18 protein-coding genes and 1 pseudogene are annotated in these 16,303 nt (G+C 57.4%); 10 read left to right on the top strand and 9 right to left on the bottom strand.

The annotated features are described in order from the left end of the window. Positions 1 to 4 precede the first annotated feature (4 nt). Genes dapF through ACI7MX_RS05405 form a run of 3 tightly spaced genes read right to left on the bottom strand, consistent with a single transcriptional unit; the run spans position 5 to position 2,255 of the window. Positions 5 to 835, bottom strand: a complete 831-nt coding sequence (gene dapF / locus ACI7MX_RS05415) for a diaminopimelate epimerase (RefSeq protein ID WP_314486099.1) — start codon at positions 833 to 835, stop codon at positions 5 to 7. Positions 836 to 839: 4 nt separating this feature from the next. After that, positions 840 to 2,087: a diaminopimelate decarboxylase gene (gene lysA, locus ACI7MX_RS05410; RefSeq protein WP_405584314.1), complete on the bottom strand. Its 1,248-nt coding sequence runs from the start codon at positions 2,085 to 2,087 to the stop codon at positions 840 to 842. A 12-nt stretch (positions 2,088 to 2,099) separates the two neighbouring features. Next, entirely contained in the window at positions 2,100 to 2,255 is a 156-nt protein-coding gene (locus ACI7MX_RS05405) for a lipoprotein (protein ID WP_314486103.1), read from the bottom strand. A 203-nt stretch (positions 2,256 to 2,458) separates the two neighbouring features. On the opposite strand from ACI7MX_RS05405, the gene cyaY reads away from it, so the two are divergent. The 3 genes from cyaY (at position 2,459) to rnk (ending at position 3,584) form a co-directional block, all read left to right on the top strand. After that, positions 2,459 to 2,791 carry an iron donor protein CyaY gene (gene cyaY / locus ACI7MX_RS05400; RefSeq protein ID WP_314486105.1) on the top strand — a complete coding sequence of 111 codons (333 nt, stop codon included), beginning with the start codon at positions 2,459 to 2,461 and terminating at the stop codon, positions 2,789 to 2,791. 2 nt (positions 2,792 to 2,793) lie between these two features. Next, entirely contained in the window at positions 2,794 to 3,000 is a 207-nt protein-coding gene (locus ACI7MX_RS05395) for a DUF1289 domain-containing protein (RefSeq protein ID WP_314486107.1), read from the top strand. A gap of 170 nt (positions 3,001 to 3,170) precedes the next feature. Then, a complete protein-coding gene (rnk, locus tag ACI7MX_RS05390; RefSeq protein ID WP_314486109.1) occupies positions 3,171 to 3,584 on the top strand; it encodes a nucleoside diphosphate kinase regulator in 414 nt (137 codons plus the stop codon). Between the two features lie 68 nt (positions 3,585 to 3,652). On the opposite strand, the pseudogene ACI7MX_RS05385 reads toward rnk, so the two are convergent. Together ACI7MX_RS05385 and ACI7MX_RS05380 are read right to left on the bottom strand one after the other, a co-directional pair. Then, positions 3,653 to 4,909, bottom strand: a pseudogene (locus ACI7MX_RS05385) (class I adenylate cyclase); the annotation flags it as partial. 173 nt (positions 4,910 to 5,082) lie between these two features. Beyond that, the gene (locus ACI7MX_RS05380) at positions 5,083 to 5,352 is read right to left on the bottom strand and encodes a TIGR02647 family protein (RefSeq protein ID WP_314486111.1); all 270 of its coding nucleotides are present in this window, start codon (positions 5,350 to 5,352) and stop codon (positions 5,083 to 5,085) included. A gap of 316 nt (positions 5,353 to 5,668) precedes the next feature. On the opposite strand from ACI7MX_RS05380, the gene oscA reads away from it, so the two are divergent. The 5 genes from oscA to ACI7MX_RS05355 all read left to right on the top strand — a co-directional run bounded on the left by oscA (position 5,669) and on the right by ACI7MX_RS05355 (position 9,710). After that, positions 5,669 to 5,851 (top strand): sulfur starvation response protein OscA, encoded by a 183-nt coding sequence (gene oscA / locus ACI7MX_RS05375; protein ID WP_314486113.1) that lies wholly within the window; start codon positions 5,669 to 5,671, stop codon positions 5,849 to 5,851. A gap of 66 nt (positions 5,852 to 5,917) precedes the next feature. Next, entirely contained in the window at positions 5,918 to 6,931 is a 1,014-nt protein-coding gene (locus tag ACI7MX_RS05370; RefSeq protein WP_405584321.1) for a sulfate ABC transporter substrate-binding protein, read from the top strand. 91 nt (positions 6,932 to 7,022) lie between these two features. Beyond that, a complete protein-coding gene (cysT, locus tag ACI7MX_RS05365; RefSeq protein ID WP_405584324.1) occupies positions 7,023 to 7,841 on the top strand; it encodes a sulfate ABC transporter permease subunit CysT in 819 nt (272 codons plus the stop codon). Between the two features lie 12 nt (positions 7,842 to 7,853). Beyond that, positions 7,854 to 8,726, top strand: a complete 873-nt coding sequence (cysW, locus tag ACI7MX_RS05360) for a sulfate ABC transporter permease subunit CysW (RefSeq protein WP_314486120.1) — start codon at positions 7,854 to 7,856, stop codon at positions 8,724 to 8,726. A gap of 3 nt (positions 8,727 to 8,729) precedes the next feature. After that, positions 8,730 to 9,710: a sulfate ABC transporter ATP-binding protein gene (locus tag ACI7MX_RS05355; RefSeq protein ID WP_314486123.1), complete on the top strand. Its 981-nt coding sequence runs from the start codon at positions 8,730 to 8,732 to the stop codon at positions 9,708 to 9,710. 131 nt (positions 9,711 to 9,841) lie between these two features. On the opposite strand, the gene ACI7MX_RS05350 is transcribed toward ACI7MX_RS05355, so the two are convergent. Both ACI7MX_RS05350 and prlC read right to left on the bottom strand, forming a co-directional pair. Then, positions 9,842 to 10,120, bottom strand: coding sequence for a YheV family putative zinc ribbon protein (locus tag ACI7MX_RS05350; RefSeq protein WP_314486125.1), 279 nt, complete (start codon positions 10,118 to 10,120; stop codon positions 9,842 to 9,844). Next, positions 10,117 to 12,168 (bottom strand): oligopeptidase A, encoded by a 2,052-nt coding sequence (gene prlC, locus ACI7MX_RS05345; RefSeq protein WP_405584329.1) that lies wholly within the window; start codon positions 12,166 to 12,168, stop codon positions 10,117 to 10,119. The genes ACI7MX_RS05350 and prlC overlap by 4 nt, the downstream gene beginning before the upstream one ends. 101 nt (positions 12,169 to 12,269) lie before the next feature. Between prlC and ACI7MX_RS05340 the strand changes: the two genes are divergently transcribed. Further along, complete coding sequence (locus ACI7MX_RS05340; RefSeq protein ID WP_314486129.1) at positions 12,270 to 12,818, top strand: gamma carbonic anhydrase family protein; 549 nt, start codon at positions 12,270 to 12,272, stop codon at positions 12,816 to 12,818. Positions 12,819 to 12,839: 21 nt separating this feature from the next. Further along, entirely contained in the window at positions 12,840 to 13,493 is a 654-nt protein-coding gene (locus ACI7MX_RS05335; RefSeq protein ID WP_314486130.1) for an HAD family hydrolase, read from the top strand. An 8-nt stretch (positions 13,494 to 13,501) separates the two neighbouring features. On the opposite strand, the gene ACI7MX_RS05330 is transcribed toward ACI7MX_RS05335, so the two are convergent. Further along, positions 13,502 to 13,759 (bottom strand): hypothetical protein, encoded by a 258-nt coding sequence (locus tag ACI7MX_RS05330; RefSeq protein ID WP_122786301.1) that lies wholly within the window; start codon positions 13,757 to 13,759, stop codon positions 13,502 to 13,504. A 478-nt stretch (positions 13,760 to 14,237) separates the two neighbouring features. Further along, positions 14,238 to 16,235 (bottom strand): choline transporter BetT, encoded by a 1,998-nt coding sequence (betT, locus tag ACI7MX_RS05325; RefSeq protein ID WP_405584334.1) that lies wholly within the window; start codon positions 16,233 to 16,235, stop codon positions 14,238 to 14,240. Positions 16,236 to 16,303 lie beyond the last annotated feature (68 nt).

Genomic DNA, 16,303 nt, shown 5'->3' with positions numbered 1-16,303 from the left:
TCGCTCATAAACGGACTTGTCCTTCGTAAACGCGCATGGCAGGGCCTGTCATGATCACCGAATGGCCGGGGCCGGCCCATTCAATCGACAATCGGCCTCCGGGCAAGTCGAGGATCAAGGGCGAGTCCATCCAGCCTTGGCTGATGGCTGCCACTGCCGCCGCACAGGCGCCTGTACCGCATGCCTGAGTTTCCCCGGCACCGCGCTCCCACACCCGCAACTGCCCGCGCTGGCGGTCAACCACGTGCAGAAAGCCAACATTGACCCGGGCAGGAAAGCGCGGGTGATGCTCGATCTTGGGCCCCAGTTCATGCACCGGCGCGTTATTGATGTCATCGACACGCAGGACTGCGTGCGGGTTGCCCATTGAAACGGCGGCCAACTCAACGATCTGCCCGTCCACCTCCAGCTCATAGCTCAACGCTTGAGCGTCAGCCACAAACGGAATTTCTTCCGGGAGCAAACGCGGCGGGCCCATATCGACACTGATTTGCCCATCGCTGCGAACGTTCAGTTCAATAATGCCGCTTTTGGTTTCAACCTTGATCTGGCGCTTGGTGGTCAAGCGCTTGTCGAGCACGAAGCGCGCAAAGCAGCGCGCCCCATTGCCGCATTGCTCCACTTCCGAACCGTCGGAGTTAAAGATCCGATAACGGAAATCCACTTCCGGGTTGCTGGGCGCTTCAACCAGCAACAGCTGATCAAAACCGACCCCCGTGTGCCGATCACCCCATTGTTTGGCGTGTTTGGGCAGAATGTGCGCGTGCTGGCTGACCAGGTCTAGCACCATGAAGTCATTGCCCAGGCCATGCATTTTAGTAAAACGCAGCAACATGGGATTACTCCGGCAGCAGGCTTTCGCCAGCAAACAACTCAGCGACAGTCTCGCGACGGCGAACCTCGAATGCGTGATCGCCATCCACCAGCACTTCTGCGGCGCGGCCACGGGTGTTGTAGTTTGAACTCATCACAAAACCGTAGGCACCGGCCGAATGCACGGCCAACAAATCGCCTTCAGCCAGCGCCAACTGACGGTCTTTGGCCAGGAAGTCGCCGGTTTCACAGATCGGCCCAACGATGTCATAAGCGCGGGCTTCAGTGTCGCGTGGGCGGACTGCGGTCACGTCCATCCAGGCCTGATACAGCGCCGGGCGAATCAAGTCGTTCATGGCGGCATCGACAATGGCGAAGTCTTTGTGCTCGGTGTGCTTGAGGTATTCAACCTGCGTCAGCAGCACGCCGGCATTGGCCACGATAAACCGACCCGGCTCAAACACCAGCGCCAGCTCGCGGCCCTCGATACGCTCACGTACCGCTTTGATGTAGTCGCCCGCCAGTGGCGGCTCTTCATCACGATAACGCACACCCAGGCCACCACCGAGGTCGATGTGGCGCAGGTAGATGCCGCAATCGCCCAATCGGTCGACCAGCGCCAGAAGGCGGTCCAATGCGTCGATGAACGGCTCAAGCGTGGTCAGTTGCGAACCGATATGGCAATCCACGCCGACCACTTCGAGGTTCGGCAACTGGGCCGCACGGATGTACACATCCTCGGCGTCCGCGATGGCGATACCGAACTTGTTTTCTTTAAGGCCGGTGGAAATGTACGGGTGAGTGCCCGCATCAACGTCCGGGTTGACTCGCAGCGAAATCGGCGCGCGAACACCCAGCTCGGCGGCCACCCCTTGCAGACGTTCCAGCTCGTCGGTGGATTCGACGTTGAAGCAATGCACGCCTACTTCCAACGCCCGACGCATATCGTCGCGGGTCTTGCCGACACCGGAAAACACGATTTTGTCTGCCGAGCCACCCGCGGCCAGCACCCGCTCCAGCTCGCCACGGGACACAATGTCAAAACCGGCGCCCAAGCGCGCCAGGACATTGAGAACAGCCAGGTTGGAGTTGGCCTTCACGGCGAAACACACCAGGTGCGGCATGCCGTTCAACGCGTGGGCGTAAGCGTTGTATTGCGCCTCTATGTGCGCGCGGGAGTAAACGTAAGTCGGCGTGCCAAAACGCTCGGCGATCGCCGTCAGCGCTACACCTTCTGCAAACAGCTCACCATCGCGGTAGTTAAAAGCGTCCATGGTGCTCCCTTATTATTGGTGCTTGTGCACTTGCGATTGCGACGACTTCGCTTGCTCATCGGGAGATTTACTGTCATCGGGCAGATACAGCGGACCTTTTTGACCACAGGCAGAAACAAGGCAGGCAACCGCGACGAGCGCAGCAATAGAAGAGATCAGGCGCTTCATGGCGAAATCCTTTGAAAAGCATTAATTGCGCCCGAGTATACCGAGCACCCACCAGCTTGCCTATGCAGTAGACGGCTCCAGTAAATCGACCTGTGTGGATAATCAGTGGTGCGTCGGGTCGCGTCGTCTTAGGGTTTGCAATCGCCCTGGAGCGCCCGTATCTTGCGAGTTCCGAGCATGACTAGATATTACGAGGTTCCACCATGAGTTTGACTGAAGCCCGTTTTCACGATCTGGTCGATGCAACCCAGGAAAACCTGGAAGACATCTTCGACACCTGCGATCTGGATGTTGATGTAGAGAACTCAGCCGGCGTTTTGTCGGTCAAGTTTGAGAATGGAAAATCACTGATATTCAGCCGCCAGGCCCCTCTGCTTCAGCTATGGCTCGCTGCTCCCAATGGTGGTTTTCACTTCGACTACGATGAAAAGCGCAGCGCATGGAAGTGCGACAAAAGTGACGAACTGCTTAGCGAAATGGTTGAGCGCCTGACAAAGGAACACGCAGGCGCCGAGCTGGAATTTGAAGAGATTTAATAGTGACTGCTCCTGCTAAACCCGCAAAACCGCTCTACAGCAACGTCAGTCCGGCCGTGGCTTCACCCTGCATCAGCACGTGCCGGCTGGATGAATATAAAGTCTGCCTGGGCTGCTTTCGGCATGTTGAAGACATCCGCGAGTGGCGCTCGGCAGACGACCAGCGTCGCCGGGTGATTTGTGAGCAGGCCCGGCAACGAAAGGGCTAAACCTCTAATCGCCACCTTCGGCAGCGATGACAGAGTCCTTACACGGGTTGTGTATTTATTGTGCTGTGGTAGTGTCCGGGTTCGCCTCGCACTACCGAGGTTGGTCAAAACCCCGCCATTTCCCGGCGGGGTTTTGCTTTTTCGTGCAGAAAAAAGGAGTCTGCCAGGTCATGAGTACAGAACCTCACATCATCCTCACTCGCCTGGACGTTCAGCGTCTGGAGAAACTGATCGACACCCTGGACGACACCTTGCCGGGTGTGGTTGCGCTTCAAGCCGAACTGGACCGGGCTGAAACCGTGGTTGGCCATGAAGAAGTGCCAGCAGGTGTTGTGACCATGAACTCTCGCGTGCACTGTCGCGAAGAAATCAGCGGCAAGGACTATCACCTGACCCTGGTTTATCCGAAAGATGCCAACGCCGACGAAGGCAAGATCTCGATTTTGGCGCCTGTCGGTAGCGCCTTGTTGGGCTTGCAGAAGGGTCAGCACATCAACTGGCCTGCGCCGGGTGGCAAAACCCTTAAGCTGAAATTGCTCGAAGTCGAATATCAGCCTGAAGCCGCTGGCGACTTCGACCTTTAACCCTGCCGTCACCCACGGCTGCGCTCAGCTTCGCGGCGCTAGCCGAAAACCGGGGGTTTTCGGGGAGTATTGAGCGCAAGCTGCCTCAAAAAGCGATAGCTGTTGCTGAGTTCGCGGGCCACCGTCAGGCGCTCCTGAGTGACCTCTTCGGCCTTCCAGTGTGAGCGGTTGTCGAGCGAAGTCAGCAGGCGTTCATCCCAGCCCCATTCGGCGGTCAGTCGTTCCAGCAATTGGCGCTGCCAGGGTCTGCCGCGGCCGGCTGTTGGCCCTGTCAGCGTGCAATTGACCTTCAGGTACAAGCTGCGGCGTACCTGCTCCAGGCGCTGCATCTTGCCTATGGCCGTGAGATACCGCTCAATACGTCGGTACACCATCACGTAAGGGTCCAGCTCATCGAGGTTCAGATGATTGGCGTATACCGCCTGCTTGAAATCCATGCTCAAGTAATTCACGTGCGGATGCTCGCTGGCGTACACCTCAATCAGCAACAGTTTGAGCACTGATTTGTGGGGCGATTCAATCCCTTTGAATAATTGCCATAACCCGGCCCCCAAAAATTCGTTCGAGGGTATGCGCGCCAGATGCCCAAGATCCATGACGTCATCGCTGCCGGTTAAAGGCCGGTCACCTGTGGCGCGGGTGAATTCACCGTACCGAGAGGCTTCGCTCACAGGCACATACCACCACAAGGGCGTGCGGCCCGCGAGCCATAGGGCGGTGCGATAAAACTCATCGAGCAATAAATGGTGTTGTGTTGTACCGCCATTTTCGGTGCACAGCTGAACCTCATGCTCGCCCTGAGCGAAGCGATGCGTATCGATTAAAAAACAATGCGCTTCGAACCCTTGACGGGCCGCCCACACCTCCAGCCGCCGGCATTTATCACGCAGGGCTTGTCGCTCGCCCCCCGTTAGCTGCGGGCCATGACACACCCACACGTCCATATCGCTTTGATCGGTCTGAGCCAGCGTGCCGAGGCTGCCCATCAAAAAGACACTGTGGATGGGCTGTTGCCGCTCGGGGCTCGACGCGTAAGTAAACTCAGGGGCCAAGCTTCTGGCGGTAACGATGACGGATGCATCGGGTTCATAACCGGATACCCCGGCAGGGGTGCAGTCCGACACATAACCCGGCAGTGACGGGTGATTGACATGGAAGAACAGTGCCAGCAGTCGCAGGAAGTTTTGCTGATGGGGTGCCAGACTTTCCATTGCACGGGCTATTCGACCTTGATTGACGCTCAGAAAACGCTCGCGTATGCGCGCAAGAGACTGCCGGTTGTTGGCGCACTCTAACGTTGGGCGTCTTTCAGGTGGGTGTGTCATCTCAAACACAAACAGACTTTCCACGTCAGGAAGAAAGGAAACGTAGGAGAAGTTTACAGTTCGTGATGCAAAAGACTTAGGTGGATGTGTTTTTTGGCGTCAGAAATTTGCTTGCACCAAAAGTGTGCCCGCGGAATCGTTGAGTGTCTGGATCCCGTGGGCATGGCGTGCCCTTAGGCAAGTTCTTTCAGGGGCACTTCAACGAAAGGCTCTGTGGTGAGAATTGTGAGCAGTGTTTTCACGTTTTCAACCGAATCACGACCCAAGCTGGTCAGGTAGCCGCCATCTGTCTGCGTAATCAGATCTTTTGCATACAAACGCTTTGCGGCTTCAATCAATGCAGGATCGGCGGTGTGATGGACTTTTAGGCCCTCTTGTGTGCTGTTCAGGTCAAACAGGGCAAGGACTTTCATTTCGGCAACCATCTCAGGGGTGAACGACATAAAGACTCCAGGCTTTGCAGGAAAAGACGACAGTGGCTCTAAGGTGATCCCACTTGCGCTGACTGTCCAGCGAGATAAAGCATCCTGTCGTGCCTGCCCCGCGTTCGCGAGGCATTTGGAGTGTAGTCCCTGTCTTGAATAACGCATCCGAACCCATCTAATCGCTGCCTGCGCTAGCGACGACGTGCATGCTCAATGCTAAATGTCATTTCAGTTATATAAACATTCTTAAATAGTATTTTTAAGAATAATCCCGTCTCACTACTATTGCTCCCACGCCAGCATCCCCTCGGCATTTAATTTCAGGAGCAGCACCATGAACGCATCTCTGCGTAGCGTTGACGGTCAGGACGAAGCCACCATTCTGCGGGAAATCCAGAGCGCGCTGCGAGATCTGCGTTTTGGCGCTGTGGAAATCACCGTGCATAACGCTCAAGTGGTTCAGATCGAACGCAAAGAAAAATTCCGTTTGCAAAACCCTGGGCAAAAAAACACCTGACCTGTCCAAAGCGTATTCACCTGAGTGCGCTTAATAAAAACTAAAAAGTGCTTTGGAGCCTCACCTATGTCCCTACGCCGTTACGCTTTGGCCGCGCTGGCCAGTGCCATTTTTGCCGGCTCCGCTGTGGCCAAAGACTACGAGTTGTTGAACGTTTCCTACGACCCGACTCGCGAGTTGTATCAGGATTACAACGCAGAGTTCAGCACCTTCTGGAAGCAAAACCATCCCGGCGATACTGTAAAAATTCAGCAATCGCACGGCGGATCGGGGAAGCAGGCCCGTGGTGTGATTGACGGTTTGCGTGCCGACGTTGTGACCTTGGCGCTGGCCGGCGACATTGACGAAATCAGCAAGCTGAACAAAGGTTCGCTGCCAGAAAACTGGCAAACCCGCCTGCCGGATGCCAGCACTCCGTACACCTCGACCATCGTGTTTCTGGTGCGCAAGGGCAACCCTAAAGGCATCAAGGATTGGGGTGATCTGATCAAGGATGGCGTGTCGGTCATTACCCCGAACCCGAAAACCAGCGGCGGCGCTCGCTGGAACTTCCTTGCGGCTTACGCCTACGGTCTGAAAGCCAACGGCGGTGACGAAGCCAAAGCCAAAGAATACGTCAGTCAGCTGTTCAAGCACGTCCCTGTGCTGGACACCGGTGCTCGCGGTTCAACCATCACCTTCGTCAACAACGGTCAGGGTGACGTGTTGCTGGCGTGGGAAAACGAAGCGTTTCTGGCGTTGAAAGAAGACGGCGGCGCCGATAAATTCGATATCGTCGTCCCTTCATTGTCGATTTTGGCTGAACCTCCAGTGGCCGTCGTTGACAAAAACGCTGATAAAAAAGGCAATGCCGAGATCGCCAAGGCCTACCTCGATCATCTGTATAGCCCGGCCGGTCAGGAGATCGCCGCCAAGAACTTCTACCGTCCGCGTGACGAACAAGTGGCTGCAAAATACGCACAGCAATTTCCGAAGCTGGACCTCGTGACTATCGACAAAGACTTCGGTGGCTGGAAAACTGCGCAACCCAAATTTTTCAATGACGGTGGCGTGTTCGACCAGATTTACAAGCCGCAATAACCTGTGGAGCGGGGGTGTTGAACCTCGCTGAAAGCTAGAACATAAAGCCCGCGACTCCGTTGCGGGCTTCGTGCGTTAACCAAGGATTTCTATGTCACGTCGTATTTCCCCCGTCATACCCGGCTTCGGGCTGACGCTGGGCTACACCTTGGTGTACCTCAGCCTGATTGTGCTTATCCCGTTGGCCGCGATGTTTGTGCATGCCGCGCAACTGACCTGGGAACAGTTCTGGGCCATCGTTACCGCTCCCCGAGTGTTATCGGCGTTGCAGTTGAGCTTTGGCACCGCCTTCGTCGCCGCCCTGATCAATGGCGTCATCGGTACGGTGCTGGCTTGGGTGCTGGTGCGGTACACCTTTCCCGGCCGCAAGGTTATCGACGCCATGATCGACCTGCCGTTTGCATTGCCGACCGCCGTGGCCGGTATCGCCCTCACCGCCTTGTATGCACCTAACGGCTGGATCGGCCAGCTCGCGGCGGATCTGGGCTTTAAGATTGCCTACACCCCTATGGGCATCACGCTGGCGCTGACCTTCGTTACCTTGCCGTTTGTGGTGCGTACGGTGCAGCCGGTGTTGGCTGATATTCCGCGTGAAATCGAAGAAGCCGCTGCTTGCCTGGGCGCCAAACCTTTGCAGGTCTTCCGCTACATTCTGGTGCCTGCTTTGTTGCCGGCATGGTTGACCGGCTTTGCATTGGCGTTTGCACGGGGTGTCGGTGAATACGGCTCGGTGATATTCATCGCCGGCAACATGCCGTTCAAAACCGAGATCTTGCCGCTGTTGATCATGGTCAAGCTGGACCAATACGACTACACCGGCGCCACCGCCATCGGCGTGATGATGCTGGTGGTTTCCTTCATTTTGCTGCTGATCATCAACTTGATTCAGCGGCGCATCGAAAAGCCGTGAAGGAGGCCTGACATGTCTAACTCAACACTGAGCGCCTCATCCGTGGCCAACGCCGCCCGCCGTGGCAGCCCGCTGTCGCGGCGTATGCTGATCGGCTTTGGCTGGTTGTTCTTCATTGTCTTCCTGCTGTTACCCTTGCTGATCGTCGTGTCCCAGGGGCTGAAGCTCGGCTTTGGCGCTTTCTTCGACGCGATTCTGGAACCGGATGCCTTATCGGCCCTGAAACTGACCATCATCGCCGTGGTGATATCGGTGCCGCTCAATGTGGTGTTTGGCGTCAGTGCGGCCTGGTGCGTGAGCAAGTACAGCTTTCGCGGCAAAAGCATCCTGGTGACCCTGATCGACCTGCCGTTTTCGGTCTCGCCAGTGATTGCCGGTCTGGTCTACGTGCTGATGTTCGGCGCGCAGGGCTTCCTCGGGCCTTGGCTGCAAGACCATGACATCCAGATCGTATTCGCCTTGCCGGGCATTGTGCTGGCCACCATCTTCGTCACCGTGCCCTTTGTGGCGCGAGAACTGATCCCGCTCATGCAGGAGCAGGGCACCCAGGAAGAAGAAGCCGCACGCCTGCTGGGCGCAAATGGCTGGCAGATGTTCTGGCACGTCACGGTGCCCAATATCAAATGGGGTCTGATTTACGGCGTGGTGCTTTGTACAGCGAGGGCGATGGGTGAATTCGGTGCGGTATCGGTGGTTTCCGGGCACATTCGCGGGGTGACCAACACCCTGCCGCTGCACGTCGAAATCCTCTACAACGAATACAACCACGTTGCCGCCTTCGCTGTGGCCACTCTGTTGCTGATCCTGGCGCTCTTCATCCTGCTGCTCAAGCAGTGGAGCGAATCCCGTATTAACCGCCTGCGCGCCAGCGCCGCGGAGGAATAAACCATGTCGATCGAAGTCCGTAACGTCAGCAAGAACTTCAACGCCTTCAAGGCCCTGAACAGCATCAATCTGGATATCCGCAGTGGTGAACTGGTGGCGCTGCTTGGCCCTTCGGGCTGCGGCAAGACCACCTTGTTGCGCATCATCGCCGGCCTCGAAACCCCGGACGAAGGCAATATCGTGTTCCACGGTGAAGACGTCTCGGGTCACGACGTGCGTGATCGTAACGTCGGCTTTGTATTCCAGCATTACGCCTTGTTCCGTCATATGACGGTGTTCGACAACGTGGCGTTCGGCCTGCGCATGAAGCCCAAAAAAGAACGTCCGAGCGAAACCCGTATTGCCGAAAAAGTCCACGAGCTGCTCAACATGGTGCAACTGGACTGGTTGTCGGATCGCTATCCCGAGCAGCTTTCCGGCGGTCAACGCCAGCGTATTGCCCTGGCCCGTGCGTTGGCTGTCGAGCCCAAGGTCTTGCTGCTGGACGAACCGTTTGGCGCGCTGGACGCCAAGGTGCGTAAAGAACTGCGTCGCTGGTTAGCGCGTTTGCACGAAGACATCAACCTGACCTCCGTCTTCGTGACCCACGACCAGGAAGAGGCGATGGAAGTCGCGGACCGTATCGTGGTCATGAACAAAGGCGTGATCGAACAGATCGGCTCACCGGGCGAAGTATACGAACACCCGGCCAGCGACTTTGTGTATCACTTTTTGGGCGATTCCAACCGCCTGCACATTGGTGAGGATCAGCATGTGCTGTTCCGTCCGCACGAAGTGTCGTTGTCGCGCCACGAGCTCGAAGACCACCATGCTGCACAGGTGCGTGACATTCGCCCACTGGGTGCGACCACCCGGGTGACATTGAAGGTAGAAGGGCAGAGCGAGCTGATCGAAGTGGAAGTGGTCAAAGACCATGACAGCCTGACCGATCTGGCGCGAGGCGAGACATTGTTCTTCAAGCCGAAGGTGTGGCAGAAGGCTTAAAAGCAAAAGCACCCTCACCCCAACCCTCTCCCGAAGGGAGAGGGAGTTGATATGGAGGGCTGCGCAAATCTGCTTTTGCCTTTAGTCCCCTCTCCCTCCGGGAGAGGGCTAGGGTGAGGGGCTTTTGACGCTTAAGGCTTTTTCAGCTTCGGATTAGGAAAAAACTGCACTGCTTGCACCTTCGGGTCCGGCGTTTTTTTCAAGGCCGAAACGTTCACCCGCGTACCCAATTCCTTGGGCACCGACAAACCCTGCTCATTCAACGTATCCGAATAACCGCAGGCCACGCATTCACGGTGCGGCACGTCGTTTTCGTTCCACATCATCAACTTGTCAGGCTCGCTGCACGCCGGGCAAACCGCCCCGGCGATAAAGCGCTTTTTAGTCACGTTCACAGGGGCCTCACTCATACCGCGGCGTCCTCGGTCAGGCCGCTGTGGCGCAACAGCGCGTCAATCGACGGCTCACGCCCACGGAAATCCTTGAACAATTCCATCGGTGCTTTCGAGCCACCCCGGGCCAGAATGGCCTGGCGGAAAGCCTTGCCGGTGTGTGGGTTGAACACACCTTCTTCCTCAAAGCGCGAAAACGCATCCGCCGACAATACTTCAGCCCACTTGTAGCTGTAGTAACCCGCCGCATAACCGCCCGCGAAAATGTGCGCAAAGCTGTTCGGGAAGCGGTTATAGGCCGGTGGACGCATCACCGACACTTCGTCGCGGATGCCATCGAGTACCTGAGCCACGCTGCGGCCGTCACCGTGGGTGGCGTGCAGTTCGAAGTCGAACAACGAAAATTCCAGCTGGCGAACCATCATCAGCCCGGACTGGAAGTTTTTGGCGGCCAGCATCTTGTCCAGCAAGTCTTTAGGCAGAGCTTCGCCGGTTTCGAAATGGCTGGAGATCAACGCCAGGCCTTCAGGCTCCCAGCACCAGTTTTCCATGAACTGGCTTGGCAACTCGACCGCATCCCACGCCACGCCGTTGATACCCGACACGCCCGCGTGTTCGATTTCAGTCAGCATATGGTGCAGGCCATGACCAAACTCGTGGAACAAGGTGGTCACTTCATCGTGGGTCAGCAGCGCAGGCTTGCCTGCAACAGCCGGGGTGAAGTTACACACCAGGTTGGCCACCGGGCTTTGCAGCTCACCCGCCCCGGTGCGACGGCGGTCGCGAGCGCCGTCCATCCACGCGCCGCCACGTTTGTTGGCGCGGGCATACAGGTCAAAGAAGAAACGCCCAATGTGCTGGCCGTTTTCCTTTATTTCGAAGAGGCGAACGTCCGGGTGCCAGGTGTCAAAACCCTTGAGTTCGACGATGTCGATGCCGTACAGCGTATGCACGATGTCGAACAGGCCGCTCAGTACCTTGTCGATCGGGAAGTAAGCGCGCAGGGTTTCTTGCGACACGCTGTAACGCTGCTCGCGCAACTTCTCGCCATAGAAACCAACGTCCCAGCTTTTCAGTTCCGGGCAACCCTGTTCGGTGGCGTAGGCTTGCAACTGCTCAAGGTCGCGGGCGGCGAAGGGTTTGCTCTTCTTGGCCAGGTCGCGCAGGAAGGTCAGCACCTGATCCGGCGTCTCGGCCATTTTGGTGGCCAGACTCAATTCAGCAAAACTGCCGAAGCCCAGCAGTTTTGCCAGCTCCTGACGCAGGTCGAGAATTTCTTCCATGACCGGGCCATTGTCGAACGTGCCCGCATTCGGGCCTTGGTCCGACGCACGGGTGCAGTACGCAGCGTAGACTTCTTCGCGCAGGGCGCGGTCTTCAGCGTACGTCATGACCGGGTAGTAGCTTGGGAATTCGAGGGTGATCAGCCAGCCATTCAGACCTTTGGCTTGAGCAGCCGCAGCCATTTGTGCCTTGGCCGAATCGGTCAGGCCCGCCAGCGCGGCTTCGTCTGTGATGTGCTTGGTCCAGGCTTGGGTAGCGTCCAGCAGTTGGTTGGAAAACTTGCTGCCCAGTTCGGACAGTTTGCTCTGCACCTGGGCGTAACGCTTTTGCTCGGCCTCAGGCAGGTCAATGCCCGACAGGCGGAAGTCACGCAGCGAGTGCTCAAGGATGGTCAGTTGGGCCTGATCGAAATCAGCCACCTGCGGGCTGTGGGCCAGCGCTTCAAAGGCTTGGAACAACGCGCGGTTCTGACCCATCTCGGTGGAGTAAGCGCTCAACGCAGGCAGGCAAGCCTCATAGGCTTCACGAAGTTCTGCGCTGTTGCACACCGCATTGAGGTGGCTAACCGGGCTCCAGGCTGCGCCCAGACGGTCGTTCAGCTCGTCCATGGCCAGCACCAGACCCGCCCACGTAGGGTTTTGGCCTTGGTCGGCAAGGATGTTTTGAATGCCGGCGCGGTTGTCGGCGAGGATCTGCTCGATGGCCGGCTGTACGTGCTCAGGACGGATCGCCGAGAACGGCGGCAGGTCGTAGGGCTGCAAAAGAGGGTTGTTCTCGCTCACGTTGGCACCTTGGCTGGAAGAAACATTGGGCCATCTTAATTACAATCGTCGTTGCACGCAGCATTGCAACGCCCTATTACGGCTAAAGAAGGAAGCTATTTGTGTCCATTCGTCCATTTCAGCAGCACACACCGGCCTTGGGTGAGCGCGTTTTCGTTGACCGTTCGGCCGTGGTGATAGGCGACGTCGAGATTGGCAGCGACAGTTCGGTCTGGCCGCTGACCGTGATCCGTGGCGACATGCACCGCATCCGTATCGGGGCGCGCACCAGTGTGCAAGACGGCTGTGTGCTGCATATCACCCATGCCGGGCCCTTCAACCCTGAGGGTTTCCCGTTATTGATCGGCGATGACGTGACCATCGCCCACAAAGTGATGCTGCACGGCTGCAGCGTCGGCAGCCGTATTTTGATCGGCATGGGCAGTATTGTGATGGACGGTGCGGTGATTGAAGACGACGTGATCGTAGGCGCGGGCAGCCTGGTGCCACCGGGCAAGCGCCTGGTCAGCGGGTTTCTGTATGTGGGCAGCCCGGTCAAACAGGTGCGCGAACTGAGCGACAAAGAAAAAGCCTTCTTCACTTACAGTGCGGGCAATTACGTGAAACTCAAAGACCAGCACCTTGCCGAAGGCTACGACCAGCCGGTTTAAACGCATTTTTTGGAGCCCTGCATGCACTATCAAAACGTTTTGTTTGACCTCGATGGCACCCTCACCGACCCGCGTGAGGGGATCACCCGTTCGATCCAGTTTGCCTTGAGCAAAATGGGCATCGAAGAGCCTGATCTGACCCGGCTGGAACACTTTATTGGCCCGCCGCTTTTGCAAGCCTTCATGGAATTCTATGCCTTCACTGAAGCGCAGGCCTGGGAGGCCGTGGGGTATTACCGCGAGCGTTTCGCGGTGACCGGGCTGTATGAAAATGAAGTGTTTGAAGGCATTGCGCCGTTGCTTGAGGCGCTGAATCAGCAGGGCCGAAACCTGTTTATAGCCACCTCCAAGCCGCAGATTTACGCGCGTGAAATTGCCCGTCATTTCGACTTTGGCAAGCATTTCAAGGTTATTTACGGCAGTGAGCTGGACGGCACCCGCACCAACAAGGTGGAGCTGATCAAGCACCTGATGACTCTCGAAGGCCTCGACCCGGCGCACACCTTGATGATCGGCGACCGCAAGCACGATCTGATCGGTGCGCGGGACAACGGCATGGACGCGGCCGCTGTGGGCTATGGTTTTGGCAGCTTTGAAGAGTTGAGTTCGTTTGCGCCCACGTATCATTTCGAGACGTTGGCAGACCTGCACCGGGCTTTTGTCGCAACCGCTTGAGCCTGACGTTACATTTCTCGCATGACCAGAACCCCCAGCACATCGCAGCCTTCTTGCAGCAACAGTGAGGAGGCCTCGCACACGGCGCTCAAATCGTGGGGGTCGCTGCTGTAAGCGTTTATGTGTGAGAGGCAGCGCAGCAGATTCTTGGCCGCCTGTATGCGCTGTTCTGCGCACGCCAGCAGGGCGTGAAGCGGGGCACGGGTATCGATCAATAAAACGTTTGAATCGGCGGGATTGTCGGTTTGTGGAAGGTAATGCGACATGGTCTAACTCCTAATAATAAAAAGGAGCCACTTCAATCAGCTTGCACGCAGAAAGTGGGTGGCCGTTGTGCGCGGGTGTGCAAGACCGGTTACCTACCCACCCGGCAGACCCGAGGATCTCCCGCGCACAACTGCCATAACGCAAGTTGCAGGCGCAGAGCCTATCAAGCGTGACGGAAAGTTGAAATTGGTAGGTGCAGGCTTGCACGCCTGATCGCTGATTGTCAGCGACGGCGGACTATAGGCAGGCTGCCTCTGACGCCACAATAGGCCCTACACAGGCCGAGCCGTGTCCCACAGAAGTCAGGGAAGGGTCTGTCGCAGCCCTCACCCTAGCCCTCTCCCAGAGGGAGAGGGGACTCGATGGGGGAATGGCCAAAACCGTCCGCAATCTGAAGCCCATGTGCTGAATCCAAAAACACATCGATCAGCCCCCTCTCCCTCTGGGAGAGGGTTGGGGTGAGGGTCAGCCGTTACCTCAACGCACCAAGTGCAAGAACTGCATATGCCGTTCGTACTGATCAAGGATGTCGTTGATGATTTGCTCTTTGGTATAGCCCGTCAGGTCATAGTCCTGACTGCCTTCGGCCAAATGCACTTCCGCCCGGTAATAACGGCGGTTGCGCAGTTGTTCTTTTTTACCAAAGCCACCGCGTGCGAACGACGGTGTGAAGTAACCGCGCATCTGTACCTGGTAGATGAACGGGTGCTCCTCGCCATGGCCAATTTCCAGACTGACGTTGTCGTTGGCCGGATCCGGCTGGGTGACAACGCTCAAGCCTTTTTCGCGGAACACCGCGCTCACCTCTTCAATGGCCGGGCGCACGGTGGAGTCCATAAAGCGGTACACCTCGTCACGTGACGGGAAGTGCACGGCCTGGCTCAGGCGCTGACGCCAGCCGCCACGGCGCGAGTGAGACACGGGCGCCAATGAGTGCGTCTGGGCGATTTTCTTCTGCGACTCAAGGTAGAACGCTTTGTGCAGCCCCCACATCATCAGTAAAAGAATCAACGAGAACGGCAGCGACGTCAGCACAACCGCCGACTTAAGCGCGTCGATGCTGCCCGAGAACAACAGTGCACTGGTCACCAGCGCCGTCATTGCGCCCCAGAATACCCGCAGCCATTTCGGACCGTCTTCGTCAGCGTTGTTGCCACGCGCCGACAGGGTAGACAGCACCACGGTGCCGGAGTCGGCGGAGGTCACGAAGAACACAAAACTGATGAACACCGTCACGGCGATCACGGTTTTGCTCCACGGATAGGTTTCCAGCAGCAAGTACAGGGTGCGCGATGGGTCATCAATGGCCGACTGGCCCAAGGCAACCATGCCGTGATTGAGCACTTGATCAATGGCGCTGTTGCCGAAGATCGACATCCACGCCAACGTAAAGCCCAGCGGAATCAGCAGCACGCCAAAGACGAACTCGCGGATGGTGCGGCCACGGGAAATACGCGCAATAAACAGGCCCACAAACGGCGACCATGCAATCCACCAGGCCCAATAGAACACTGTCCAGCCGCCCAGCCAGTCGCTTGGCTCGTTATAGGCATACACATCGAAACTCTTCACGGGCAATGCGCCCAAGTAATCGCCGATGTTCTGGATCAGGGTATTGAGCAGGTGTTGGGTCGGCCCTGCAAACAACACAAACAGCAGCAGCGCACAGGCCAGCAGCATGTTGATGTCGGACATCACCCGCACGCCTTTATCGACGCCGGCAATGGCCACCAGAATGGCAGCGCCCATCATCAGGGTGATCAAGCCCACCTGAATCCATTGGGTATGCGGAATGCCAAACAGGTAATCGAGGCCAGAATTGAGGTGCAACACCCCAAAGCCCATGTCCGCGCCCAGACCGAATACCGTGGCGATGATGCCAAAGCCGTCCACGGCGTAACCGATGGGGCCGTTGATGCGTTTGCCAATCAGCGGGTACAGCGCCGAACGCAGGGCCAGTGGCAGGTTATGACGGTAGGCAAAGTACGCCAGCGCCATGCCGACAAAGGCAAACACGCCCCAGCCATGCAGCCCCCAGTGCAAGAACAGTAACTGCATGCCCTGGCGTGCAGCCTCTGACGTACCGGCCGGGCCTTGGGGCGGGGCGAGCATGTGGGTCAGGGGTTCAGAAACACAGAAGAAAAACAGCGTGATGCTGATCCCGGCGGCGAACAACATCCCCGCCCAGGACAGGTAACTGAACTCAGGTTCGTCGTGGTCGGCACCGAGCTTGATCTTGCCGTAGCCGGACAAGGCGGTGACGACCACGAAGATCAGATACAGGGTCATCGCTAGCATGTAGTACCAGCCGACCGTATTGGCCGCCCAGTTTTGTGCAGCCAGCAGCCATTCACCGGCCGCTGCAGGCATGGAGATCACCACCACACCGAAGATCAGAATGAACGCGGCGGCAAAGTAAAACACCGGCGGGTTCATGCGTATGACAGACGTCTCAGACGTGCTTGGCGCACTCATCGGATGTGCACCTTGTAAAGGGAAAACGCGGGCAAAAAGAGCAAATTCGGCAAAGGTAAGCCTCCTGT

It is taken from the genome of Pseudomonas sp. 2024-210 (genome assembly GCF_045062345.1).
GTDB lineage: Bacteria > Pseudomonadota > Gammaproteobacteria > Pseudomonadales > Pseudomonadaceae > Aquipseudomonas.
The sequence above is the reverse complement of the archived record's forward strand: the minus strand, read 5'-3'. Positions and strand labels throughout refer to the sequence as shown.